23 protein-coding genes are annotated in these 22,803 nt (G+C 67.3%); 16 read left to right on the top strand and 7 right to left on the bottom strand.

Annotated elements, in window-relative coordinates; all coding sequences use genetic code 11:
- Positions 1–137: 137 nt before the first annotated feature.
- The 6 genes from lepA to recO are packed head-to-tail and all read left to right on the top strand — an operon-like array spanning position 138 to position 5,518.
- Complete coding sequence (lepA, locus tag AC5P7I_RS00505) at positions 138–1,931, top strand: translation elongation factor 4 (RefSeq protein WP_032958997.1); 1,794 nt, start codon at positions 138–140, stop codon at positions 1,929–1,931.
- Positions 1,932–1,986: 55 nt separating this feature from the next.
- A complete protein-coding gene (gene lepB / locus AC5P7I_RS00500) occupies positions 1,987–2,781 on the top strand; it encodes a signal peptidase I (protein WP_014038087.1) in 795 nt (264 codons plus the stop codon).
- 52 nt (positions 2,782–2,833) lie between these two features.
- Positions 2,834–3,217 carry a DUF4845 domain-containing protein gene (locus tag AC5P7I_RS00495; RefSeq protein WP_014647998.1) on the top strand — a complete coding sequence of 128 codons (384 nt, stop codon included), beginning with the start codon at positions 2,834–2,836 and terminating at the stop codon, positions 3,215–3,217.
- Complete coding sequence (gene rnc / locus AC5P7I_RS00490; protein WP_046431951.1) at positions 3,207–3,887, top strand: ribonuclease III; 681 nt, start codon at positions 3,207–3,209, stop codon at positions 3,885–3,887. The genes AC5P7I_RS00495 and rnc overlap by 11 nt, the downstream gene beginning before the upstream one ends.
- The gene (gene era, locus AC5P7I_RS00485) at positions 3,884–4,780 is read left to right on the top strand and encodes a GTPase Era (RefSeq protein WP_005410599.1); all 897 of its coding nucleotides are present in this window, start codon (positions 3,884–3,886) and stop codon (positions 4,778–4,780) included. The genes rnc and era overlap by 4 nt, the downstream gene beginning before the upstream one ends.
- An 18-nt stretch (positions 4,781–4,798) precedes the next feature.
- On the top strand, positions 4,799–5,518 hold the full coding sequence (recO, locus tag AC5P7I_RS00480) for a DNA repair protein RecO (protein WP_014647995.1): 720 nt from the start codon (positions 4,799–4,801) through the stop codon (positions 5,516–5,518).
- 522 nt (positions 5,519–6,040) lie between these two features.
- Here the strand turns inward: recO and AC5P7I_RS00475 are convergent.
- Positions 6,041–6,769 carry a response regulator gene (locus AC5P7I_RS00475; RefSeq protein WP_014647994.1) on the bottom strand — a complete coding sequence of 243 codons (729 nt, stop codon included), beginning with the start codon at positions 6,767–6,769 and terminating at the stop codon, positions 6,041–6,043.
- Positions 6,770–6,896: 127 nt separating this feature from the next.
- Here AC5P7I_RS00475 and rlmD point away from each other — a divergent pair, with 127 nt between their 5' ends.
- From rlmD to AC5P7I_RS00430, 9 genes are all read left to right on the top strand, one after another.
- Positions 6,897–8,231 carry a 23S rRNA (uracil(1939)-C(5))-methyltransferase RlmD gene (gene rlmD, locus AC5P7I_RS00470; protein ID WP_032959001.1) on the top strand — a complete coding sequence of 445 codons (1,335 nt, stop codon included), beginning with the start codon at positions 6,897–6,899 and terminating at the stop codon, positions 8,229–8,231.
- 34 nt (positions 8,232–8,265) lie between these two features.
- A complete protein-coding gene (locus AC5P7I_RS00465) occupies positions 8,266–8,751 on the top strand; it encodes a CYTH domain-containing protein (protein WP_014647992.1) in 486 nt (161 codons plus the stop codon).
- A gap of 115 nt (positions 8,752–8,866) precedes the next feature.
- On the top strand, positions 8,867–9,562 hold the full coding sequence (locus AC5P7I_RS00460) for a DsbA family oxidoreductase (RefSeq protein ID WP_262088034.1): 696 nt from the start codon (positions 8,867–8,869) through the stop codon (positions 9,560–9,562).
- Between the two features lie 160 nt (positions 9,563–9,722).
- On the top strand, positions 9,723–10,730 hold the full coding sequence (nagZ, locus tag AC5P7I_RS00455; protein ID WP_049404721.1) for a beta-N-acetylhexosaminidase: 1,008 nt from the start codon (positions 9,723–9,725) through the stop codon (positions 10,728–10,730).
- A complete protein-coding gene (locus tag AC5P7I_RS00450) occupies positions 10,730–11,284 on the top strand; it encodes a hypoxanthine-guanine phosphoribosyltransferase (protein WP_014038078.1) in 555 nt (184 codons plus the stop codon). The genes nagZ and AC5P7I_RS00450 overlap by 1 nt, the downstream gene beginning before the upstream one ends.
- A gap of 82 nt (positions 11,285–11,366) precedes the next feature.
- Positions 11,367–12,113, top strand: coding sequence for an S-methyl-5'-thioinosine phosphorylase (locus AC5P7I_RS00445; protein ID WP_100450444.1), 747 nt, complete (start codon positions 11,367–11,369; stop codon positions 12,111–12,113).
- Between the two features lie 88 nt (positions 12,114–12,201).
- Complete coding sequence (locus tag AC5P7I_RS00440; protein ID WP_005410590.1) at positions 12,202–12,408, top strand: cold-shock protein; 207 nt, start codon at positions 12,202–12,204, stop codon at positions 12,406–12,408.
- Between the two features lie 125 nt (positions 12,409–12,533).
- On the top strand, positions 12,534–13,802 hold the full coding sequence (locus AC5P7I_RS00435; protein WP_014647989.1) for an FAD-dependent oxidoreductase: 1,269 nt from the start codon (positions 12,534–12,536) through the stop codon (positions 13,800–13,802).
- Positions 13,803–13,982: 180 nt separating this feature from the next.
- Entirely contained in the window at positions 13,983–14,252 is a 270-nt protein-coding gene (locus AC5P7I_RS00430; protein ID WP_014647988.1) for a hypothetical protein, read from the top strand.
- Between the two features lies 1 nt (position 14,253).
- Here the strand turns inward: AC5P7I_RS00430 and pdeM are convergent, their stop codons facing one another.
- The 4 genes from pdeM to AC5P7I_RS00410 are packed head-to-tail and all read right to left on the bottom strand — an operon-like array spanning position 14,254 to position 19,943.
- Positions 14,254–14,895 (bottom strand): ligase-associated DNA damage response endonuclease PdeM, encoded by a 642-nt coding sequence (gene pdeM / locus AC5P7I_RS00425; protein WP_032959004.1) that lies wholly within the window; start codon positions 14,893–14,895, stop codon positions 14,254–14,256.
- Positions 14,885–17,344, bottom strand: a complete 2,460-nt coding sequence (locus AC5P7I_RS00420; RefSeq protein WP_197606545.1) for a ligase-associated DNA damage response DEXH box helicase — start codon at positions 17,342–17,344, stop codon at positions 14,885–14,887. The genes pdeM and AC5P7I_RS00420 overlap by 11 nt, the downstream gene beginning before the upstream one ends.
- Positions 17,341–18,948: an ATP-dependent DNA ligase gene (locus AC5P7I_RS00415; protein ID WP_046431931.1), complete on the bottom strand. Its 1,608-nt coding sequence runs from the start codon at positions 18,946–18,948 to the stop codon at positions 17,341–17,343. The genes AC5P7I_RS00420 and AC5P7I_RS00415 overlap by 4 nt, the downstream gene beginning before the upstream one ends.
- Complete coding sequence (locus tag AC5P7I_RS00410) at positions 18,945–19,943, bottom strand: ligase-associated DNA damage response exonuclease (RefSeq protein ID WP_046431930.1); 999 nt, start codon at positions 19,941–19,943, stop codon at positions 18,945–18,947. Before AC5P7I_RS00410 ends, AC5P7I_RS00415 begins: the two co-directional genes overlap by 4 nt.
- A gap of 113 nt (positions 19,944–20,056) precedes the next feature.
- On the opposite strand from AC5P7I_RS00410, the gene AC5P7I_RS00405 reads away from it, so the two are divergent.
- A complete protein-coding gene (locus AC5P7I_RS00405) occupies positions 20,057–21,694 on the top strand; it encodes an acyl-CoA dehydrogenase family protein (RefSeq protein ID WP_046431928.1) in 1,638 nt (545 codons plus the stop codon).
- 112 nt (positions 21,695–21,806) lie between these two features.
- Here AC5P7I_RS00405 and AC5P7I_RS00400 read toward each other — a convergent pair whose 3' ends face one another.
- On the bottom strand, positions 21,807–22,217 hold the full coding sequence (locus AC5P7I_RS00400) for a hypothetical protein (RefSeq protein ID WP_014647982.1): 411 nt from the start codon (positions 22,215–22,217) through the stop codon (positions 21,807–21,809).
- 156 nt (positions 22,218–22,373) lie between these two features.
- The gene (locus tag AC5P7I_RS00395) at positions 22,374–22,715 is read right to left on the bottom strand and encodes a hypothetical protein (RefSeq protein ID WP_005418203.1); all 342 of its coding nucleotides are present in this window, start codon (positions 22,713–22,715) and stop codon (positions 22,374–22,376) included.
- Between the last annotated feature and the right edge of the window lie 88 nt (positions 22,716–22,803).

Below are 22,803 nucleotides of genomic sequence, written 5' to 3'. Positions count from 1 at the left end.
GCCCCGCCCCGGCGGGGCTTCGGTCGTTCCGGGCCGGTGCCCGGCAGCCGGTTTTAGCGGCCGGGCGCTGGGCGTGCGATAATCGACCGTTACCCTGACGACGCCGCGCGCCGCCGCCACCTATGTCTTCTGATTCGATGCGGAACATCCGCAACTTCTCCATCATCGCCCATGTCGACCACGGCAAGTCCACGCTGGCCGACCGCATCATCCAGCTCTGCGGTGGCCTGCAGGCCCGCGAGATGGAAGCGCAGGTGCTCGATTCCAATCCGATCGAGCGCGAGCGTGGCATCACGATCAAGGCGCAGTCGGTGTCACTGCCGTACCTGGCCAAGGACGGGCAGACCTACCACCTGAACTTCATCGACACCCCCGGCCACGTCGACTTCTCCTATGAAGTCAGCCGCTCGCTGGCCGCCTGCGAAGGCGCGCTGCTGGTGGTCGATGCGGCGCAGGGCGTGGAAGCCCAGTCGGTGGCCAACTGCTACACCGCCGTGGAGCAGGGCCTGGAAGTGGTGCCGGTGATCAACAAGATCGACCTGCCCACCGCCGACATCGAGCGCGCCAAGGCCGAGATCGAGGCCGTGATCGGCATCGATGCCTCCGACGCCGTGCCGGTCAGTGCCAAGACCGGCCTCAACGTGCAGGACGTGCTGGAAGCGATCGTGCACCGCATTCCGCCGCCGGCGCCGCGCGACACCGACAAGCTGCAGGCGCTGATCATCGACTCGTGGTTCGACAACTACCTCGGCGTGGTGTCGCTGGTGCGCGTGATGCAGGGCGAGATCAAGGCCGGTGACAAGCTGCAGGTGATGTCGACCGGCCGCAACCACCAGGTCGACAACGTCGGCGTGTTCACGCCGAAGCGCAAGGTGCTGCCGGCGCTGCGTGCCGGTGAAGTGGGCTGGGTCACCGCCAGCATCAAGGACGTGCATGGCGCGCCGGTCGGCGACACCCTCACCCTGGCCGGCGATCCGGCGCCGAAGCCGCTGCCGGGCTTCCAGGAAATGCAGCCGCGCGTGTTCGCCGGCCTGTTCCCGGTCGATGCCGAAGACTACCCGGACCTGCGCGAAGCGCTGGACAAGCTGCGCCTGAACGATGCCGCGCTGCGTTTCGAGCCGGAAAGCTCCGAAGCGATGGGCTTCGGCTTCCGCTGCGGCTTCCTGGGCATGCTGCACATGGAAATCGTGCAGGAGCGCCTGGAGCGCGAATACAACCTGGACCTGATCAGCACCGCGCCGACGGTGGTGTATGAGGTCCTGAAGACCGATGGCTCGATCATCAACATGGACAACCCGGCCAAGCTGCCGGCGGTGAACCAGGTCGAGGAAATCCGCGAACCGATCATCCGCGCCAACGTGCTCACCCCCGAGGAGTACATCGGCAACATCATCAAGCTGTGCGAAGAAAAGCGCGGCAGCCAGATCGGCATCAACTACCTGGGCAGCCAGGTGCAGATCAGCTACGAGCTGCCGATGGCCGAGGTGGTGCTGGACTTCTTCGACAAGCTGAAGTCGGTCAGCCGCGGCTATGCCTCGCTCGATTACCACTTCGTGCGCTTCGACGCAGGCCCGTTCGTGCGCGTGGACGTGCTGATCAATGGTGACAAGGTCGATGCGCTGTCGTTGATCGTGCACCGCAGCCACGCTGACCGACGTGGCCGCGAGCTGTGCGAGAAGATGAAGGACCTGATCCCGCGCCAGATGTTCGACGTGGCCATCCAGGCCGCCGTCGGCTCGCAGATCATCGCCCGCACCACGGTCAAGGCCATGCGCAAGAACGTGCTGGCCAAGTGCTATGGTGGCGACGTTTCGCGCAAGAAGAAGCTTCTGGAAAAGCAGAAGGAAGGCAAGAAGCGCATGAAGCAGGTCGGACGCGTGGAGATTCCGCAGGAAGCGTTCCTGGCCGTCCTGCAGATGGACAACAAGTAAGGCCCGCACCGGCCCTGCGGGGCCGGTCGTCTGGTGACGTTGCAAAGGACCCTGAATGAAACTGTTTGAGATCCTCCTGGTCGTGCTGACCCTGGCCTCGGGCCTGATCCTGCTCGCGGACAAGCTGTACCTCGCCAAGCGTCGCGCCCAGCGCGCGGGCCTGCTCGACTCCGAGCCGGTGCTGGTGGATTACTCGCGTGCGTTCTTCCCGGTGCTGGCGATCGTGCTGATCGTGCGCAGTTTCATCGCCGAGCCGTACAAGATCCCGTCCAGCTCGATGATGCCGAACCTGCTGATCGGCGACTTCATCCTGGTCAACAAGTTCTCCTACGGCCTGCGCCTGCCGATCAGCAACACCAAGATCGTGCCGTTTGGCGAGCCGTCGCGCGGCGACGTGGTGGTGTTCCACTTCCCCGGCCACAGCGACAACGATCCGGCCAAGGGTGAGAACTTCATCAAGCGCGTCATCGGCGTGCCGGGCGACACCGTGGTCTTCGAAGGCGACGGCGTGATCCTCAACGGCGAACCGCTGAAGTACGACAACAAGGGCATCTATGCAGGCCACAAGGGCCAGGGCGAGGGTGCCAACCTGCTGGTCGAACACCTGCCGGGTCGTACCCACACCGTGCTGGAGACCGACTATCCGCGTGGCCAGGGCCAGTGGACCGTGCCGGCCGGCAAGTACCTGGTGATGGGCGACAACCGTGACAACAGCGACGATGGCCGTTTCTGGGGCCTGCTGCCGGAGGAAAACCTGCGCGGCAAGGCCTTCCTGATCTGGCTGAACTGCCAGGGCTGGTTCTGCAAGGATGGCTTCGAGCCGTCGCGGATCGGCTCGAGCATCAACTGATCGGGCATCAACCGAGTATTTTCACATCCAACGCGTATCTGGGGAGAACGCAATGAAGACGATGAACACGCAGCGTGGCATGACCCTGACCTCGTTCCTGGCGGTCCTGATCGTGGTCGGTTTCTTCCTTTACATCGGCATGAAGCTGTTCCCGATGTACCAGGAGTATTACGCGGTGCGCTCGGCGATGAAGAGCCTGGCCAACGAGCCGGGTGTGGGCAGCATGGAACCGGCCCGGATCCAGGATCTGTTCTTCAAGCGGCTGTACATCAACTACTCGGAAAACGTGAAGCCGGCCAACGTGAAGTTCGACCGCCGCGACAATGGCTGGACCCTCAAGGTCAACTACGAAGTGCGCCGTCCGCTGGTCGGCAACCTGGACGTGGTTGGCAAATTCGATTCATCCCAGGACCTGACCCGAAGCGGTGCCGAATAAACCTTTCCAACGTGGTGACCTGATCGGTCATCCCTTCCGCGACCCGGCGCTGCTGAAGCAGGCGCTGACGCATCGCAGTGCCGGTGCGCCACACAACGAGCGCCTGGAGTTCCTGGGCGACAGCATCGTCAACATGATGGCGGCCGAGGCGTTGTACCAGCGCTGGCCCAAGGCTGACGAAGGCGCGATGACCCGTGCCCGCGCCGAGCTGGTGCGTGAAGGCGCGCTGGCGGTGATCGGGCGCACCCTGGAACTGGGCGATCGACTGATCCTGGGTCCGGGCGAAATGAAGTCCGGCGGCCACCGTCGTGATTCGATCCTGGCCGACGCGGTGGAAGCCGTGGTGGCTGCGATCTACCTGGATGCCGGCTTCGAGGCCTGCCGGGCGGTGGTACTGCCCTGGTTCAGCGCTTCGATCGAGGCACTGCCGGCCTCCGGCCGGCCCGAGAAGGACCCCAAGACCCGCCTGCAGGAATGGCTGCAGGCCCGACAGAAGGCGTTGCCGCAGTATGAACTGGTGTCAGAATCCGGTGACGACCACGCCAAGCACTTCCGGGTACGCTGCAACGTAGCCGACCCGGCCGCCAGCACCGAGGGCGAAGGCGCCTCGCGGCGGCTTGCCGAACAACAGGCGGCTGCGGCCGTCCTAGAACAACTGGATTCCAAGTGAGCGAACAAACTCCCCATCATTGCGGCAGCGTGGCCGTCATCGGCCGCCCGAACGTGGGCAAGTCGACCCTGACCAATGCCCTGGTCGGCGCCAAGGTCAGCATCGTCTCCAACCGTCCGCAGACCACGCGCCATCGCCTGCTGGGCATCGCCACCTATCCGGAAGGCCAGCTGGTCCTGGTCGACACCCCCGGCCTGCACAAGGTGCAGAAGCGGGCGATGAACCGGGTGATGAACCGCGCCGCGCGTGGCTCGCTGGAAGGCGTCGATGCAGGGCTGCTGGTGATCGAAGCCGGTCGCTGGGATGAAGAGGACAGCCTGGCGTTCAACGTGCTGCGCGACGCCGGCATCCCGGTGGTGCTGGTGGTCAACAAGATCGATCGCCTGAAGGAAAAGGGCGCGCTGCTGCCGTTCCTGCAGCAGGTGACCGAAGGTCGTGATTTCGCCGCCGTGCACCCGATCTCGGCGCAGAAGCGCAACGGCCTGGAAGCGCTGGTGCGCGACGTGCTGAAGCTGCTGCCGGAAGCCCCGCCGATGTTCGGCGAGGACGAGATCACCGATCGCAGCCAGCGTTTCCTGGCCGGTGAACTGGTGCGCGAGCAGTTGATGCGCCAGCTCGGCGAGGAACTGCCGTACGCAACCACCGTCGAGATCGAGCGCTTCACCGAGGATGGCAACCTGCTGCGCATCGGTGCGGTGATCTGGGTCGAGCGCGAGGGCCAGAAGGCCATCGTGATCGGCAAGGGCGGCGCCCGCCTGAAGGAGATCGGCGCCAAGTCCCGCCTGCAGATGGAGCGTCTGTTCGGGGCCAAGGTGTTCCTGGAAACCTGGGTGCGCGTGCGTGAAGGCTGGTCCGACGACGAGGCCGCGCTGAAGGCCTTCGGCTACGAATAAGCCGCGACGGTCGCTTCGATGATGATCGAGGACGACACCGGCTTCGTGCTGCACGCACGGGCCTACCGCGAGACCAGCCTGCTGGTCGAAGTGTTGAGCGCGCAGCATGGCCGTATCGGCCTGCTGGCGCGTGGCGTGTCCACCGCCAAGGGCCAGGTGCTGCGCGCCGCCCTGCAGCCGTTGCAGTGGATCCGCTTCAGTGCCCAGCAGCGGGGTGAACTGGCCCAGCTGCGGGGTGCCGAGGCGCTGGATGCCGCACCACGCCTGGTCGGCCAGGCGATGTTGGCCGGCTTCTACCTGAGTGAACTGACCCTGCGCCTGGCCCCGCGCCAGGACCCGCTGCCGGAGCTGTACCTTGCCTACGGTGAGGCACGCGCGCGGCTGGCGGTCGGTGCCGGCCTGGCCTGGACCCTGCGCCGTTTCGAGCGCGAACTGCTGTCCGCGCTGGGCCTGGGTTTCGAGCTGGACAGTGCCAGTGATGGCCAGCCGATCGACCCGGCTGCGCGCTACGAGCTGGACCCGCAGGAAGGGGCGCAGCGCCTGCTGAGCGAGCGTGGCGGGGAGCGCCGGGCGGCGGCCACTGGCTCGGCGCTGCTGGCCCTTGCGGCCGACGAAGAACCGGATGCCGCCGATCTGGCCAGCCTGCGCCTGCCGATGCGGCGGGTGCTGGCCCATCACCTGGGCGCGCGCGGGCTGAAGTCCTGGGAAATGCTCGAGCAGCTTGCGCCGCGCAGGTAGGGGGGGGGGGGCGGGAGGGCTTGCAGCCCTGCACCTGCCGAATCAACGTCAACGGCAAAAGCTGGCTATCCGTGGGTAGGCGGGGTGGGTCCGGTTGCGGGAGACGCCGTAAACCCGTCCCTGGGGGCTTGGCCGCGGCATCCATGCCGCGGACACTCCCGCAACCGGACCCACCCCGCCTTCGACAGTGTTCCGCGAACTGTCGGAACGGCGTGGGGTCGGATCCGTTTTCCGCAGGAAAACGGATCCGACCCCAGATTGATTTCGATATCTGACAGAAATTCATCCACGCATGGCGTGGATCTACCCGATCGCGGAAAACTGTAAGAGGTGGGGCGGTATCGGAGGGCGGGGTGTCAGCCGCATGGATGCGGCTGCCAAGCCCCCAAGGACGGGTTTACGGCGTCCCCGCCCTCCGATACCGCACCGCCAACCCACGGAATGCATGCCGTTGCTGTTGCTGTTGCCTTGGCTTGGCTTGAAGCCTCTGCGGGTGCAGGGCGCAGCCTTGCCGAAAAACCCTCAATGCAGCAGGGCAGCTACCGCGGCGCGGAACCCGTCCTGGGCCTGCCCGGACTCGGGTGCATGATGCAGCTGGCGCACCGCCCGGCCCAACCGTGCCGCCCCCACGAAGCCACAGCTCGCCTGCAACCGGTGCAGCTGGCTGCGCAGCTGGCGCTCGTCGTGCTGGTCCACCGCCTGCTCGACCGCGTCGCGCACACCGGGCAACTCGGCCAGGAACAGCTCGCGCAGTGCGATCAGGTGGTTGCGCTGGCCATTGAGCGCGGCCAATGCCGCAGTCTCGTCCCAGTCCTGCACGGCCAGCTCGACCGCGGCCGGGGCCTGTGCCACGAAGATTCCCGCCGGGCTGTTGACCAGCGCACGGCGCACGGCCTTCAGCAGCTGGTCGCGGCCCAGCGGCTTGACCAGGGTGTCGCTGAAACCGGCTTCGCGCAGGCGGGCGTGGATGGAGGTATCGCCGTCGGCCGTATGTGCCAGCGCCGGTGTGTCGGGATGTGAGCGGCGTAGCTCACGCAGCAGTTGCGCGCCATTGCCATCCGGCAGGTTGACGTCGATCAGCCACAGATCATGCGCGCCGGGTTCGGCACTGGCCAGGGCACTGGCCAGCGAATCTGCGGTATCCACATCCGCCGGTAACGTTTCCAACGCCGCCTTGAAAAAACCGCGGCTGATGATGTCGTCCTCGACAAGCAGGAAGCGGGGCCGTGCGGCCCGCGGGGTCATCTGCATCAGGGCTGCCTCCATGTCAGCTGGCCCAATCATCAAGCACGACGGCCACGGGCGCAAGCGGGTCCAGGCCCCGTCGGTCAGGATCTGCGACAATACGCCCCCATTTTTGCCCGCAGCCTGTTGCCACGTGGCCCGATCCCGTTCCCGCACTGACCGTACTCCGTTCCAGACCGAGATCCTCGACCTCAGCCATGATGGTCGCGGTGTCGCCCGCCGTGAAGGCGAGGGCGGCAAGGTCACCTTCGTCAGCGGCGCGCTGCCCGGCGAGGTGGTGATGGCTGAACAGACTGCCCGCAGCCGCCATTTCGACGAGGCGCGCACCCTGGAGGTGCTGCAGGCCTCGCCGCAGCGGGTGACCCCCAAGTGCCCCCATTTCGGCACCTGCGCCGGCTGCGTGCTGCAGCACCTGGACGAAGACCAGCAGATCGTGGCCAAGCAGCGCGTGCTGATGGACAACCTGGAGCGGATCGGCCATGTGAAGCCGGGCACCGTGCTCGCGCCGCTGGTCGGCGAGAGCTGGGGCTACCGCCGCAAGGGCCGTTTCTCGGTGCGCCGGGTCGAAAAGAAGGACAAGACCCTGGTCGGCTTCCGTGAACAGGATCCGCGCTTCGTTGCCGACCTCAGCCAGTGCCTGACCGTGATCCCCGAGATTGGTACCAAGGTCGAGGCGCTGTCCACCTTCATCGAGTCACTCGATGGCAAGCGTGACATCCCGCAGATCGAATTCATCGCCGGTGACCAGGCCGTGGTCCTGACCGTTCGCCATCTGCAGCCGCTCAGCGATGCCGACCGCGCGGCCTGGGCGGCTTTCGGCCAGCAGCATGGCTTCGTGATCTACCTGCAGTCCGGCGGCGTGGATACCGTGCAGCCGCTGGACGGGCAGGGTGTGCCGCTGTCGTTCCGTCTGGCGCCGTGGGATGTCGAGCTGGCGTTCCGCCCGCTGGACTTCATCCAGGTCAATGCCAAGCTCAACGAGAAGATGATCGCCCACGCCCTGGACCTGCTGGAACCGGGTGAGGACGAGCGTGTACTGGACCTGTTCTGCGGCTTGGGCAACTTCACCCTGCCGCTGGCGCGCCGCGTGCGCGAGGTGGTTGGCGTGGAAGGCGATGCCGGCCTGGTGGCGCGTGCGCGTGAGAACGCCGAGCGCAACGGCCTGGCCAACGCGCAGTTCTTCAGCGCCGACCTGACCCAGGACCAGCGCAGCACCCCGTGGATGCGCCAGGGCTTTGACAAGCTGCTGCTGGACCCGCCGCGCTCGGGTGCGATCGAAGTGCTGCAGCAGCTGCCGCTGAAGCAGTTCAAGCGCATTGTCTACGTCAGCTGCCACCCGGGCTCGCTGGCGCGCGATGCCGGCTATCTGGTCAACGAACAGGGCTTCACCCTGGTCAGCGCCGGTGCCATGGACATGTTCCCGCATACCGCGCACGTGGAAAGCATCGCGGTGTTCGAGAAGCGCTGACAGGTTGTCATCACCCATCGCGCATAATGGCGCGATGGGCATCGAAATCGAACGCAAATTCCTCGTCAGCAGTGATGGCTGGCGCACCGCCGCGCATCGGGTGATCCCGATGGCGCAGGGCTACATCAACGACATGGGCGCGCTCGACCGCGGCACCCAGAACGCCTCGGTGCGCGTGCGCATCGAAGGCGACCACGCCGCGCTGAACCTGAAGTCGCGCACCATCGGCCATACCCGCCAGGAGTTCGACTACCCGATCCCGGTGGAGGATGCGCGCGCCCTGTTGGCGCTGTGCGTCGGTGGCCTGATCGACAAGCGCCGCCACCTGGTCGAACACGCCGGCCTGACCTGGGAGGTGGACGAGTTCTTCGGCGACAACGCCGGCCTGGTCGTGGCCGAAGTCGAGCTGGACAGCGCCGACCAGGCGATCGAACTGCCGGACTGGGTGGGTGCCGAAGTCACCGACGACGCGCGCTACTACAACGTCGCACTGGCCAGTCACCCCTATTCACAGTGGTGAAGCCCCCAAAAAAGGGGACGGAGGGGATTAAGTCGTCTTTACCCCAGCTGTGCTGGAAACGACTTAATCCCCTCCGTCCCCTTTTTTCGAGGGAGGCGGGCCCCATGTGGTGGGGATGAGAATCGACATCTACTCCGACGTGGTCTGCCCCTGGTGCTGGATTGGCAAGCATCGCTTCCAGCAGGGTGTGCAGTTGCTCGGCGCCAATGCGCCTGAACTCGATATCCACTGGCAGCCGTTCCAGCTGGACCCGGACGCGGACGCCACCCCGGTGCCGCTGCGCGAGGCCTATGTGCGCAAGTTCGGTGGCGTCGAGCGCACCGAGCAGATCCTCGGCCAGACCCAGACCACCGCGCGGGCCGAGGGCCTGCCGATGGCTTTCAGCCAAGGCCAGGTGCGGGTGACCACGCTGCCGGCCCATCGGGTGTTGTGGCTGGCCGGCCAGCACGGCGTGCAGGATGCGGTCGGCGAAGCACTTTTCCGTGCCCACTTCGAGCATGGCCAGAATCTGGCCGATACTGCAGTGCTGGTGAAGGCCGGCGTGGCTGGCGGCCTGGACGGTGCTGAAATCGCGCAGATGCTGGGCTCCGACCGCGGCCTGGCCGAGGTCGAAGCCAGGCTGGCGCAGGCCCATGCACTGGGCATTTCCTCGGTGCCGACTTTCGTCATCGATGGGAAGTGGGCCATTTCCGGGGCCCAGCCGCCAGAGGCCTTCGCCAACGCCCTTCGCCAGATCGCAGCCGAACAGGGCGCCCCGGCAGCTTCGGCTGAAGGCGACGAGGCCTGCGGCCTGGACGGCTGCAAGGTCTGAGCAGATCGGGGTCAGAGCCCCTGCGGGGATCCGACCCCGGGGTCAGATCCCCGCAGGGGCTCTGACCCCACACTCCCCTTCGTCTGACCCCTGCGCCTGTCGGCCGGTTCTGCGACAATGCGGCACTGCGCCATGCGGGCGCGCGTTGTGGAGATCGACCATGCTGCTGATCGGCGTTGCCGGCACCGAACTGACCGCCCAGGAACGTGACTGGCTGCAGCACGACGCCGTGGCCGGGGTGGTGCTGTTCAAGCGCAACTTCGCCTCGCGCCAGCAGGTGACCGATCTGAGTGCGGCGATCCGTGCCGCCGCCCCGCGCCCGCAGCTGATCTGCGTGGACCAGGAAGGCGGCCGTGTGCAGCGTTTCCGCGAGGGCTACAGCGCGCTGCCGCCGCTGCAGGACATCGGTGCGCTGTACGCCGCCGACCCGCAGCAGGCGCTGGCCCTGGCCGAGCAGCATGCCTGGCTGATGGCCAGCGAAGTACGTGCCAGCGGCCTCGACCTGAGTTTCGCGCCGGTGGTCGACCTTGGCCGCGGCAACCGCGCCATCGGCAACCGTGCCTTCAGTGAAGACCCGCAGGTGGTGGCCGCGTTCACCGCCGCCTATGTGCGCGGCATGCATGCGGTCGGCATGGCCGCCACGCTCAAGCATTTCCCCGGCCACGGCACCGTGCTGGAAGACACCCACGTCGATACCGCGATCGACCCGCGCGCGCTGGACGAACTGCGTGGGCAGGACCTGGTGCCGTTCCAGGCCGGCATCGCCGCCGGTGCCGATGCGGTGATGATGGCGCACGTGATCTATCCGCAGGTGGCGCCGGAGCCGGCCGGCTATTCCCCGCGCTGGATCCAGGACATCCTGCGTGGCGAGCTCGGCTTCCGTGGCGTGGTGTTCTCCGATGACATCGGCATGGCCGCCTCGCACAGCGCCGGTGGCGTGCCGGCACGCGTGCACGCGCATCTGGATGCGGGCTGCGACGTAGTGCTGGTCTGCCACCCGGAACTGGTCGATGAAGCCCTGCACGCGGTGCAGGGACGCTCCCTCAATACTGCTGCGCTGCTGGGCCTGCTTGGCCGCGGCGCGCTCGGCTGGGACGGCCTGCTGGCCGACGCCCGCCATGGCGACACCCAATCCCGTCTGCTTGAAACCCTTGGAAGAACCGTCTGATGCCCAACCTCACCATTTCCCAGGCCCTGGCCCAGGCTGACCTGCTGGTCGACCGCCCCACCATCGACAAGGCCATCGCTGGTATCGCCGACGCCATCGCGCGCGATTACAAGGGCGAGGTGCCGCTGTTCCTGTCCATCATGCATGGTGCGCTGCCGTTCGCCGGCCAGCTGGCGCTGGAACTGGGCGCGCGCGGCCAGGACGTGCAGTTCGATTACCTGCACGCGACCCGCTACCGCGGTGAAACCACCGGCGGAGACCTGGTCTGGAAGCACAAGCCGGCCACCTCGCTGTTCGGCCGCCGCGTGCTGCTGATCGACGACATCCTCGACGAGGGCTACACCCTGCAGGGCGTCCGCACCTGGTGCCTGGAGCAGGGCGCGACCGACGTGCGCATCGCCGCGATGACCGTGAAGAAGCACGACCGCGCACTGCCGGACGTGACCGCCGACTACGCCGGCATCGAGCTGCCGGACCGCTACGTGTTCGGCTTCGGCATGGACGTCAACGAGACCCTGCGCTGCGTGCCGGCGATCTACGCAATGAAGGAGTAACGGCGCAGCTGCCTGCGGCGCGTCTTCTTCCACCGCCGGCATCCTCGGGTGCCGGCGTTCGTCTTTCCATGGAGTGCTTTGAATGCAACAGATCGCCCTGGCCGTGATTGGCGGTACCGGTGTCTACAACCTGGCCAAGCTCGACGACGTGCAGATCCACGAGGTCGACACCCGCTTTGGCCGCCCGTCCGGCCCGGTGCGCGTGGGCACGCTGCTCGGTCATCGCGTGGCGTTCCTGGCGCGGCATGGCGAGGGGCACTCACTGCCGCCGCACAAGATCAACTACCGGGCCAACCTGGCCGCACTGCAGCAGCTGGGCGCGCAGCGCGTGCTGGCATTGAACACGGTGGGTGGCATCACCGAAGACTTCGGCCCGCGCGTGCTGGCCTGCCCGGACCAGATCATCGACTACACCTGGGGCCGCATCAGCACGATCTGTGAAGAAGAAGGCACCGACGTGGTCCACGTCGATTTCGGCCACCCCTATACGCCGATGCTGCGCAGCAAGATCCTGGCGGCAGCGAAAGTGACCGGCGTCACGGTCCATGACGGTGGCTGCTACGGCGCGACGCAGGGCCCGCGCCTGGAGACCATCGCCGAGATCGCCCGCATGCGCCGTGACGGCTGCGACCTGGTAGGCATGACCGGCATGCCGGAGGCCGCGCTGGCACGCGAGCTGGGGCTGGATTACGCCTGCCTGGCAATCATCGCCAACTGGGCCGCCGGCTGCGGTGATGGCGAGGAGATTACGATGGCCGAAGTACTGGCGAACGTGCAGGCGGCCAGCAACGGACTTCCGGAACTGGTGGGCGAATTGGCGCGGGGGTGATTGTCTTCCCCGAGCAAGCTTTGCATACTCAGCTTGTGCGCGGGTTCAGCGTACACCACCCATTCATTGCATAAGGTCTCGCATCACCATGCCGAACGGTACCGTCAAGTGGTTCAACGACGCCAAGGGATTTGGCTTCATCTCGCCGGAGGATGGCAGCGCCGACGTGTTCGCGCACTTCTCCGCCATCAACTCCAAGGGCTTCCGCAGCCTGCAGGAAGGCCAGCGTGTCACCTATGACGTGACCCAGGGCCCGAAGGGTGCCCAGGCTTCGAACATCACGCCGGCCGAGTGATCCACTCGACAGTGCGTTGAAAACCCCGCTTCGGCGGGGTTTTTTTTGCGTCGCGACGGGCATTGCGGCGCTGTGGACAGGGTTCCAGGTGGCCATCCGGATTTGCGCTCGGGCACAATGCGCCGATGAAGGAACGACTGCGCATCGCCGTGATCGGCTACGGCACCGCTGGACAGGCATTGTCCATCCTGCTCTCTCGTGATGGCCACGAGGTGGAGATCTTCGAACGCGTGCCCTCGCCGGGGCCGGTTGGCGCCGGCTTCCTGCTGCAGCCCAGCGGCCTGCAGGTGCTGTGGCAGATGGGCCTGCTTGATGCCGTGCGCGCGCATGCGGCGCCGGTGCACCGTCTGTATGGCGATACACCGTGCGAGCGCACGGTGATGGACATGCGCTATGACGGCCTGGACGCGCGCCTGCACGGCCTCGGCATGCAGCGTGGGGCGCTGTTCTCGCTGCTGGACGGGGCGCGTGCGGGTGCGGGCCAGCTGCATGCCGGCGTCACCATCGCCGCAGTGGATGCCGCACAGGGCCGCCTGCATGACAGTGAGGGCCGCATGCATGGGCCGTTCGACCTGGTGGTGGCCGCCGATGGTGCGGCTTCGACGCTGCGCGGCTCGATCGAAGGCGGCACCGGGCTGGACCGCGTGTATCCCTGGGGCGCACTGTGGTGCCTGCTGCCGGCCGAGGACTGGCCGCACCTGCAGGAGCTGCGGCAGCGCTACGTGGCCGCGCGCAAGATGATCGGGCTGCTGCCGGTCGGTACGCGGCCCGGTGATGACACGCCGCGCCTGAGCTTCTTCTGGAGCCTGCCACGCGCCGACTTCGAACGATGGCAGGCCGATGGCATGACGCCCTGGCTGGACGAGCTGCACGCGCTGTGGCCGCAGGCCAGCGCGCGCTTTGCGCATCTGCATGATGCCGGCCAGCTGGCGCGCGCGGTCTACCGTGACGCCGTGATGACGCGCTGGCATTGCGGCCGCATGGTGCTGGCCGGCGATGCCGCACATGCGATGAGCCCGCAGCTGGGGCAGGGCGTGAACATGGCGCTGCTCGATGCGCTGGCATTGCGCGATGCCGTGCGCGCACATGGCGGGGGAGGCGCTGCATTGCAGGCCTACCAGGCGCAGCGCAGGGCGCACGTTGCGGTCTACCAGCGCTGGAGCCGTTGGCTGACGCCGCTGTTCCAGTCTGATCGCGATGCCTGGGCAAAGGCGCGCGACGTGCTGCTCGGGCCGATGGGGCGCCTGCCGGGTGGGCGTGGCCACATGCTGCGCGTGCTCAGCGGTACGCAGCATGGCTGGTTCGGTTCGCTTGCGCTGGATCCGGCATTTGTCGACGCGTTGGCTGCAGGGGCGCAGATGCCTGGCATCAGCGCGATCACTGCGAATGCGTGAAGCGCGCTGTCACGCGAATTAACGGTTGCCTCACCGTGTATATGCGAGAAGTAGGTTGCACGCGATTGCGCGTCGCCCGTTTTCCTTTCCGTGATTGACATCGCGCGTGGCCCGGGCGGCGTTGCCGTTGCGGCCTGTCGCGGCCCGGACGTGCCGCCTGTTGTTGAAGAGGAGGACGCCATGTGGTTCGCGGTCGAGGAGCTGGAATCGGAAATCTGCAAGCTGCGCGGACTGTTGCAGATGCTGCACGAGGACCAGCCCGACGTACTGGAGGACGTGTTCGAATTCCATGTGGGCAGCTTGATCAGTCATGCATCGCCGGAGCACCACGGACGCATCCGCGCCTGCGCACAGGAGATGCTGGCGGCAATCCAGGCCTTGCCGCGGCGACGTGAAGTTGACACGCCTGAGTTCCAGTTGATGCCGCAGCTGGACATTCGTCCGGCCTGATTCAAGCCACTGGCAGTTCCACCAGGCCGTTTTCCACGCAAGCGATCATCTGTTCGCCGCTGGCGGGAGCAGGCACGATTCCGGCGGTGAACGCGGAAAAGGCCGGCAGGACCGTCATCCGCTCGCGCAGCCAGAAGGCCGGGAAGCGCCGGCGCAATGCGGGCAGTGCGACCTGCGGATGCAGGTGGCCTGCGACCACGTGCCACGCCGGGTCTGCGCACGGTTCATGGCGCAGCAGGAACGGCGCCAGCCGCACCTCCTCGTGGATCTGCACCTGCAGCTGGGCATGCGGTAGCTGCCGGTCATGATTTCCGCGCAGGACATGCACGTCCAGTGCGGTGTTGCGTTCGCGCCAGCCGAGCCATTGCTGGTACCAGGCGGCGCGATGCGCCGGCCCATGCAGGATGTCGCCCAGGATCCACAGTTCGCGGCAGGCGTGCCTGTCCAGCAGACCCTGCAGGCGTTGCAGGTCTTCGCCGGTTCCGCCGCTGGGCAGCGCGATGCCGGCGCGGCGGAACACATCGGCCTTGCCCAGGTGCAGGTCCGCGATCAGCAGCGCCTGCCGCGCCGGCCAGTAGAGTGCGCGTGCCCCCGCCAGGGTCACCGGTTCGCCGGCAAGCAGCAGCGGTATTTCATCGGCCATGGCGACGTTCCAGCTGCTGGGCCGCGCGTTGCACGCGGGTACGCCAGTCCTCGTTGCTGAACTGCCCGCGCAGGCGTTCGGCCCACAGTGGAAAGCCCAGGGGCGTCAGCGATGCAGGGCGCTGCATCGACATGCGTCGCGCGCCGATCCGGACCAGCACCTGGCGCAGCCCCGGCAGGTCGAGGCTGTCATGCAGCACTTCGCGTTCGGCCAGCGCCAGCAGCAGGTGCTCGGGGTCATGCTCGCGCAATACGTCGTACAGCAGGCCCGCCGAGGCCTGCAGCTGGCGCAGCGATCGCGGCATGCCCCCCGGCAGGCTGGGTACCAGCAGGCCTGCGACGCGCGCGATGCCACGGAACTGGCGCCGCGCAAGCTCGCCCAGGTTCACCGCCGCACGCAGATCGTCCAGCAGCTGATCGGTGGTGAACAACGCATGCCATTGCGCCGCGTCCAGGTCGATCGCCTGCGCCGGTGCCAGCACCAGGCCGTGATCATTCACGGCATAGCCGATGCTGTTGCGTTGCTGGCGGGTGCAGCGCAGTGCCAACAGGGCGGCCAGCGCCTCGTGCACGTGGCGTCCGGCGAAGGGATAGACGAAGAGGAACTGGCCTTCGCGGCGGCGTACGTCCTCCAGCAGCACGTGGTCCGGGCCGGGAAGCGCCGACACCTGCTGCTGAAGTGCCAGCAGCGGTGCCAGCCAGCGCGCTTCCGCACTGTCGTCGGCGCCTGACAGCACCGACTCCAGTTCGCTGCCGAGTGCCATCGACAGCGGCAGCTGGCCTCCCTGCCAGCGGGGCACGACACCTTCACCGCGCCCTCGTGCCAGCCGCACGAAGGCGGTCATGTCGCGCAGCTGCACCAGCTCCAGCAGGCGCCCGGCGAACTGGAAGCGGTCTCCGCGGCGCAGGCGGCTGGCGAACTGTTCCTCCACGGCGCCGAGGCCGGCCCCGCGCAGGAACTGCACGCGCACGCTGCCATCGCTGCTGATGGTGCCGATCGACAGCCGGTGGCGTAGTGCCTGGCGCCGGTCGTGCATCCGGTAGCGGCCATCGGCGTCCTGCACGACCTTGTGGAAGTCAGGGTACTGGGCCAGGGCCTGGCCCCCCTGCACGATGAAAGTCAGCACGGCCTGCCACTGGTCCTCGGCCAGGGATGCGAACGCATGGGTGCGCCGGACCTGCGCCAGCAGCGCATCACCGTGGAAGCCACCGGCCAGGGCACGGCTGACCGCATGCTGGGCCAGAACGTCCAGCGACAGCATCGGCGGCCTGCGTGCTTCGACCACGCCTTCGGCCAGTGCGCGACGCACGGCTGCGTACTCGGCCAGTTCCAGCGCATGGCTCGGCACGCAGAGGATCGCGCCACTGGCACCGGGACGATGGCGCGCACGTCCGGCGCGCTGGCGCAGGCGGGCGACGCCCTTCGGGCTGCCCAGCTGCAGTACCTGTTCGACCTCGGGAAAGTCCACGCCGAGGTCGAGGCTGGAGGTGGCGACCACGCAGCGCAGCGTTCCTGCACGCAGCCCGTCCTCCACCTGCTGGCGCAGCGCCGGATCCAGCGAACCGTGGTGCAGCGCAAGCGTGTCGTGTTCCTCGGGCCAGACCGACGCCAGCGCCTGATGCCACAGTTCTGCCTGTGCACGGGTGTTGGTGAAGAGCAGGCTACTGCGTGCCTGCATCAATGCGTCCAGCACCCGCGGCAGTTGGGCCAGGCCCAGGTGCCCGGCCCAGGGAAAGCGTTCACCGGGTTCGGGCAGCAGGCTGCGCACCGTGGTCGCACGCGGGCGCACGCCCTGCACGATCGGCGCGTCGGGCTGTCCGGGCAGCAGCACGTCGCGCGCCTCATCCAGATTGCCCAGCGTGGCCGACAGCCCCCACAGCTGCAATGCAGGCGCGGCATCGCGCAGCACGGCCAGATTCAACTGCAGCAGGACACCGCGCTTGTTGCCCAGCAGTTCGTGCCATTCGTCCACCACCACGCAGCGCAGCTGGCGCATGCGCGGCAGCGTATCCGGATAGCTCAACAGCAGCGCCAGCGATTCCGGCGTCGTGACCAGTACGTCGATGCGGCCCTCGCGTGCCTGTCGTCGTTCGCGGTTGCTGGCGTCACCGCTGCGCAGGCCGACACGCCATCCAAGCCCCAGCCCATCGACCACGGCCTGCAGTGCACGCGTGGTGTCGCTGGCCAACGCGCGCAAGGGCGTCACCCACAGCACCTGCAGCGGGCGTACCGCACTGGCGCGGCGGGGCGAAGGCGGTGGGTCGATCATGGCCTGCAGCAGCGGTCCCCCGAACATCGCCAGTGTCTTGCCGCTGCCTGTGGGCGTGTGCAGCAACCCGGATCCGCCGGCGAGATAGTGCCGCCACATCGCGCGCTGGAACGGCAACGAGCGCCAGCCTTTCGACGCGAACCAGTCTTCCAGCCGGCGTAGTGCCTGGCTGCGGTTCATCGCGCCAGCGCCTGCAGGGTAGCCAGCTGATCGGCCTCGCTGGCTGGCTTGTCGTGGCGCCAGCGCAGGATGCGTGGAAAGCGTACGGCGATACCGGACTTGTGCCGGCTGCTGCGGTTGACCGCCTCGAAGCCCAGTTCGAAGACGTGTTCGGGGCGTACGCTGCGCACCGGGCCAAAGCGCTCGCGGGTATTGGCGCGGATCCAGCGATCAAGCGCGAGGATCTCCTTGTCATCCAGGCCCGAATAGGCCTTGGCCACCGGTACCAGCGTGTCGCCGTCCCAGACGCCGAAGGTGTAGTCGGTGTACAACGTGCTGCGCCGCCCATGGCCTGCCTGCGCGTACAGGAGCACTGCATCGATGGTGAGCGGATCGACCTTCCATTTCCACCAGTCACCGCGGCGTCGCCCGGCCTGGTAGGGCGAGGCACGACGTTTCAGCATCAGCCCTTCCACGCCACGTTCGCGTGCCACATCGCGCATCGCCGCCGCCTGCGGCCAGTCTTCGGCGGCAACGTCGGGTGAGAGCTGGATCCGTGCATCACCCAGGGCACCGACGACGTCGGCAAGCCGTGCACGCCGTTCCCGCAACGGCAACTCACGCAGGTCCGCGCCATCGTGTTCCAGCAGGTCATAGGCGAGCACGCGCACCGGCGTGTTGCGCAGGGTAGCCGCACCGGGCTTGCGGCGCTGGATGCGGGTCTGCAGCGCGGTGAATGCACGCGGCAGGTCCGTGGCTTCGTCCCAGGCCAGCAGCTCTCCGTCCAGCACGCAGCCATCGGGAAGCGCCATCGCCGCCTGTTCGATTTCGGGGAAGCGACCATCCAGCCGCTCTTCGCCGCGTGACCACAATGCGACCTCGCCGCGCCGGCGCAGCAGCTGCAGGCGGATGCCATCCCACTTCCATTCCAGCAGCCAATCTTCGATGGGGCCGAGGCGTTCGGCAGGATCGCCTTCCAGTGGCGAGGCGAGGAAGAACGGGTAGGGTTGCTGCCGGTCCAGTGGCAGCTCATCCGGCGACAGCAGCTGGCCCAGCAGTGCGGGCGAGGGCACCCACTCGCCAAGCATGCGCTGGGCGATGCGCGCGATGTCCAGCCCGGACCACTCCGCCAGTGCCTGCTGCACCAGCCGCTGCGAGACGCCAACGCGCAGGGCGCCGGTCAGCAGCTTGTTGAACACCAGGCGTTCGCTGCTGCACAGCTGCTGCCAGCCCGCGACGACCGCCGCACGGCGTACCGCTTCGGGCTGGTTGGCCACCGCCAGCAGATGCTGTTCGATCCAATCCGCCAACGCACGGTCGGCGGCGGGCTGGGATGGATCATCCAGCAGCAGGGTCAACGTTTCGGCCAGGTCACCGACCTGCGCATAGCTGTCTTCCACCAGCCATGGCGGCAAGCCGGATTCTTCGGCAATCCAGGCGCGCAGTTCGCCACTGGCGGCGATCTTGCGGCGTGCGCCGCCCACCTTGCCACCGCTGAGCAGGTACAACGCCCACGCCGCATCGTGCGCGCCTGCCTGGCGGAAGTAATCGATCAATGCCGCACGCTTGTCCAGCGTGGCGGTGCTGCGGTCCAGGCGCTGGTAGAGCGCCGCGAAGGCCTTCATTCCTCGCTCCCGAAATCGGTACGGAAGGCTTCAGCCGCTACGCCGCGCTCGCGCAGGAAGGGAATCAACGCATCGGTATTGCCATGGGTGGCGATCACCCGCTGCGCGCCGGTCTGTTCGATGGTCTGCAGCAGTGCGGGCCAATCGGCGTGATCGGAAATGACGAAGCCACGATCGACGTTGCGGCGACGCCGGTTGCCGCGCAGCTGCATCCAGCCCGAGGCGAAGCCCAGCTGGTAGCGGCCGAAGCGGCGCATCCACGGCGTGCCGGCGGCCGAGGGCGGGGCGAGGATCAACTGGCCGGCGGCATCCGGCTGGCGACCCTGCTCGGCCACCGCCAGCGTCTCCAGCATTGGCACGTTGGCCTGCCGATACACCTCCACACCATTGGCGATGGCACCGTGCAGCCAGGCCGGGCGATCGTCCAGCGGCAGCAGTTCGGCCAGTACCCGTTGCGCCTTGCCCAGTGCATAGCACAGCAGGATGGCAGCTTCGCCGCGCTGTTCGCATTCGCGGCGCCACGCCACGATCTCCGCAGCGACGGTGGGCGTGTCCGGCCAACGATAGATCGGCAGGGCAAAGGTGGCCTCGGTGATGAAGGTATCGCAGGGCACCACTTCGAACGGCGCACAGGTTGGATCAGGCTGGCGCTTGTAGTCGCCGGACGCCACCCAGACCTGCTGCCCGTCGTCGATGCGCACCTGCGAAGACCCCAGTACATGGCCGGCGGGATGCAGCGATACCTGCACCCGGCCCAGGCGGAACGGCACGCCCTCGGCATGCGCCTGCACCGGCACATCGCCCAGGCGCCAGCGCAGGATCGGCAGGCTGCCGTCGCTGCAGTGGTATTCGCCCATGCCCGGGCGTGCGTGATCGCCGTGGCCATGGGTGATGACCGCGCGCGGGACCGGTCGCCAGGGATCGATGTGGAAATCACCGGCGGCGCAGTACAGCCCTTCGGGGCGCAGGACCACCAGATCGTCATTGACTGCCATGCGGTCACTGTGGCCGGCCGCTCGTGCACAGGGTGAGAATCGGCCTGAACACGGGCTTGGCAGGCGATGCGGCACAATCGAACCGCAGATCTCTTGCCGCCAGGACGGACCGGATGAGTGGACCCAGCTTCAGCAGCAATGCGCCCTACGAAACCCATGTGGTGCTGAACCAGCCGCCGTCGTTCGCGGGGCGCCAGTTGTGGACCGATGACGTGGCGCTGATGGAGGCGGTGCAGCGCGAAGGCGCTGGCGGCTTCGCGCCGCGGCTGGCGGTCTATGGCGCGCTGGCGGGTGACGAACTGTACCGGCTCGGCTTCGATGCCAACCGCGATCGGCCGCGCCTGCGCACGCATGATGCGCAGGGCCATCGCATCGATACGGTGGAGTTCCATCCGGCCTATCACCAGTTGATGGGCACAGCGAAATCGCACGGGGTCGCCGGGTTGTCCTGGCACGAGCCGCAACCGGGCGGGCATGTCGCGCGCGCGGTGTTGAGCTACCTGCACCACCAGGCCGAGGCTGGCACCAGTTGCCCGTTGACGATGACCCATGCGGCAGTTGCGGTGCTGCACACGCAGCCGCACCTGGCCGAGTGGGCGCGCAAGGCCGCAGCGCCGGTCTATGACCCGCGCGATGTACCGGTGGCGGACAAGGCCGGCATCACGCTGGGCATGGGCATGACCGAGAAGCAGGGAGGCTCGGATGTGCGTGCCAACAGCACGCGCGCTGAACCGATCGATGGCGAGCGCTATCGCCTGGTCGGTCACAAGTGGTTCTTTTCCGCACCGATGTGCGATGGCTTCCTGGTGCTGGCGCAGGCGCCGGGAGGACTGACCTGCCTGCTGATGCCGCGCCGGCTGGCCGACGGCGACCGCAACGCATTCCGGTTGATGCGCTTGAAGGACAAGCTTGGCGATTGGGCCAATGCCTCCAGCGAAGTCGAGTTCTGCGGGGCACAGGCGTGGCGCGTGGGCGAGGAGGGGCGGGGCGTGGCCACCATCATCGGCATGGTGATGATGACCCGCCTGGACTGCATGCTGGGCGCGGCGGCGGAAATGCGCATGGCGCTGGCGCAGGCGCTGCATCACGCACGTCATCGCCGCACGTTCGGCAAGCTGCTGGTCGAGCACCCGTTGATGACCAATGTGCTGGCCGACCTGGCACTGGAGTCGGAAGCGGCCACAGTGCTGTCGATGCGCATCGCGCGTGCGGTGGACCGGGCCGGCGTGGATGCCAACGAAGCCGCGTTGGCGCGTGTGGGGACGGCGCTGGGCAAGTACTGGTTGTGCAAGCGCGCGCCGGCCTTCGTCAATGAAGCACAGGAATGCCTGGGCGGCGCGGGCTATGTGGAGGAATCGATGCTGCCGCGGCTGTACCGGCAGGCACCGTTGAATTCGATCTGGGAAGGAAGCGGCAACATCCAGTGTCTGGACGTGCTGCGCGCGCTGGCGCGCGAACCGGAGGCGCTGGCGGCGCTGCGCGCTGAACTGGCGGCGGTGGCCGATCGTGATGCGCGCTACGCAGCGGCTTTGCAGCGGTGGGCAGCAGCACCGCCACCGGATGAGTCGCAGGCGCGGCTGTTCTGCGAGCGCACAGTGCTGTTGTTGCAGGCCGCGCTGCTGTTGCGTGCGCAAAGTCCGATGGCAGAGGCGTTCGTGCGCAGCCGGCTGCAAGCGGAGCATGGGCTGGTGTTCGGGACCCTGCCGACGGGCGTGGATCTGTCGGCGATGCTGGTGCGCGCGCTGCCGTAGGAGCGCCCACCACGGAATCAACGGAAAAAACGCAAAGCGAAAAGCAGAAAAGCCGCGGCAGTGCCGCGGCTTTTCCTGTAGCGCCGGGCCCATGCCTGGCTGCCGGTACGCCTCAGTGCTTGGCTTCTTCCTTGGCGGCGTTCGCCTTCGCGTCATTGGCGACATCGCGGGCCTTGTCGGCCACCTTCTGTGCGGCGTTGGCAGTCGCGTCGCTGGCGTGTGCGGCGGCGTCGGTTGCGGCGTCCTTGGCCTTGTCGGCAGCGTTGGCGGTGGCGTCTGCAGCCTTGTCCAGCGCCTGCTGGGTATCGGCGGCGGCCTGCTCGGAGGCTGCAGCGGTCTTGTCGGCGGCGTCACGGGTAGCTTCTGCCGCCTTGTCGACGGCATCGCGGGCAGCCGCGCCGGCGCTGTCAGCGGCCTGCTGCGCGTCCTGCTTGGCCTGTTCGGCTTCCGGGCCCTTGCAGGCGGCCAGGGCCAGCAGCAGGGAGGCGGCCAGCAGGGTGGTGGTGATCGGGCGAATCTTCATGGCGGTCTCCGGTACTGCAATGGATGGGGACGCCAGCCTATTCATGCCGTTGTGAAGGCGGGGTCGCGATGCCCGCGCCGCGAGGTGGCAGTGGCGCAAAGAAAAAGCCGCTGGCGAACCAGCGGCTTTTCCGGAACAGCGTGAAGAAAGAAGTTATTACTTCTTGGCTTCTTCAGCAGCGTCCTTGGCCTGCTCAGCGGTAGCTTCGGCAGCCTTGGCAGCGTCCTTGGCTTCGCCAGCAGCAGCGTCGGTCGCGGCAGCAGCGGTGTTGGCAGCAGCGTCGGTCGCAGCGTCAGCAGCGGTGGCGGCGGTGTTGGCAGCCTGCTGGGCAGCGTCGGCGGTCTGGGCGCCGGCAGCGGCGGCCTGGTCGGCAGCAGCCTGGGCTTCGGTGGCGGCTTCGTTGGCCGAAGCAGCGGCGTCCTGGGCAGCTTCCTGCTTCGAGCAGGCGGCCAGGGCCAGAGCCAGGGACATCGCGACCAGCAGCTTGTTGATGCTCATTGTGTAAATCCTCGTCGTTAGAATTAGGCAACGCGCATGCTGCGCGCCGACAACATGATGACAAGCCAAGATTGGGTGTCAAGCGATC

Source organism: Stenotrophomonas sp. YJH_SMC_138, from assembly GCF_059369855.1.
This window is presented reverse-complemented; position numbering and strand designations above follow the sequence as displayed.

Coding starts and splice junctions, on each gene's coding strand:
- AC5P7I_RS00435 (WP_014647989.1), top strand. CDS start 12,534: ATGAAGGAACGACTGCGCATCGCCGTGATCGGCTACGGCACCGCTGGA.
- AC5P7I_RS00450 (WP_014038078.1), top strand. CDS start 10,730: ATGCCCAACCTCACCATTTCCCAGGCCCTGGCCCAGGCTGACCTGCTG.
- AC5P7I_RS00465 (WP_014647992.1), top strand. CDS start 8,266: ATGGGCATCGAAATCGAACGCAAATTCCTCGTCAGCAGTGATGGCTGG.
- AC5P7I_RS00460 (WP_262088034.1), top strand. CDS start 8,867: ATGAGAATCGACATCTACTCCGACGTGGTCTGCCCCTGGTGCTGGATT.
- lepB (WP_014038087.1), top strand. CDS start 1,987: ATGAAACTGTTTGAGATCCTCCTGGTCGTGCTGACCCTGGCCTCGGGC.
- AC5P7I_RS00415 (WP_046431931.1), bottom strand. CDS start 18,948: ATGAAGGCCTTCGCGGCGCTCTACCAGCGCCTGGACCGCAGCACCGCC.
- AC5P7I_RS00405 (WP_046431928.1), top strand. CDS start 20,057: ATGAGTGGACCCAGCTTCAGCAGCAATGCGCCCTACGAAACCCATGTG.
- AC5P7I_RS00430 (WP_014647988.1), top strand. CDS start 13,983: ATGTGGTTCGCGGTCGAGGAGCTGGAATCGGAAATCTGCAAGCTGCGC.
- AC5P7I_RS00410 (WP_046431930.1), bottom strand. CDS start 19,943: ATGGCAGTCAATGACGATCTGGTGGTCCTGCGCCCCGAAGGGCTGTAC.
- AC5P7I_RS00495 (WP_014647998.1), top strand. CDS start 2,834: ATGAAGACGATGAACACGCAGCGTGGCATGACCCTGACCTCGTTCCTG.
- AC5P7I_RS00400 (WP_014647982.1), bottom strand. CDS start 22,217: ATGAAGATTCGCCCGATCACCACCACCCTGCTGGCCGCCTCCCTGCTG.
- lepA (WP_032958997.1), top strand. CDS start 138: ATGCGGAACATCCGCAACTTCTCCATCATCGCCCATGTCGACCACGGC.
- AC5P7I_RS00420 (WP_197606545.1), bottom strand. CDS start 17,344: ATGAACCGCAGCCAGGCACTACGCCGGCTGGAAGACTGGTTCGCGTCG.
- AC5P7I_RS00445 (WP_100450444.1), top strand. CDS start 11,367: ATGCAACAGATCGCCCTGGCCGTGATTGGCGGTACCGGTGTCTACAAC.
- AC5P7I_RS00395 (WP_005418203.1), bottom strand. CDS start 22,715: ATGAGCATCAACAAGCTGCTGGTCGCGATGTCCCTGGCTCTGGCCCTG.
- pdeM (WP_032959004.1), bottom strand. CDS start 14,895: ATGGCCGATGAAATACCGCTGCTGCTTGCCGGCGAACCGGTGACCCTG.
- nagZ (WP_049404721.1), top strand. CDS start 9,723: ATGCTGCTGATCGGCGTTGCCGGCACCGAACTGACCGCCCAGGAACGT.
- recO (WP_014647995.1), top strand. CDS start 4,799: ATGATGATCGAGGACGACACCGGCTTCGTGCTGCACGCACGGGCCTAC.
- AC5P7I_RS00440 (WP_005410590.1), top strand. CDS start 12,202: ATGCCGAACGGTACCGTCAAGTGGTTCAACGACGCCAAGGGATTTGGC.
- AC5P7I_RS00475 (WP_014647994.1), bottom strand. CDS start 6,769: ATGCAGATGACCCCGCGGGCCGCACGGCCCCGCTTCCTGCTTGTCGAG.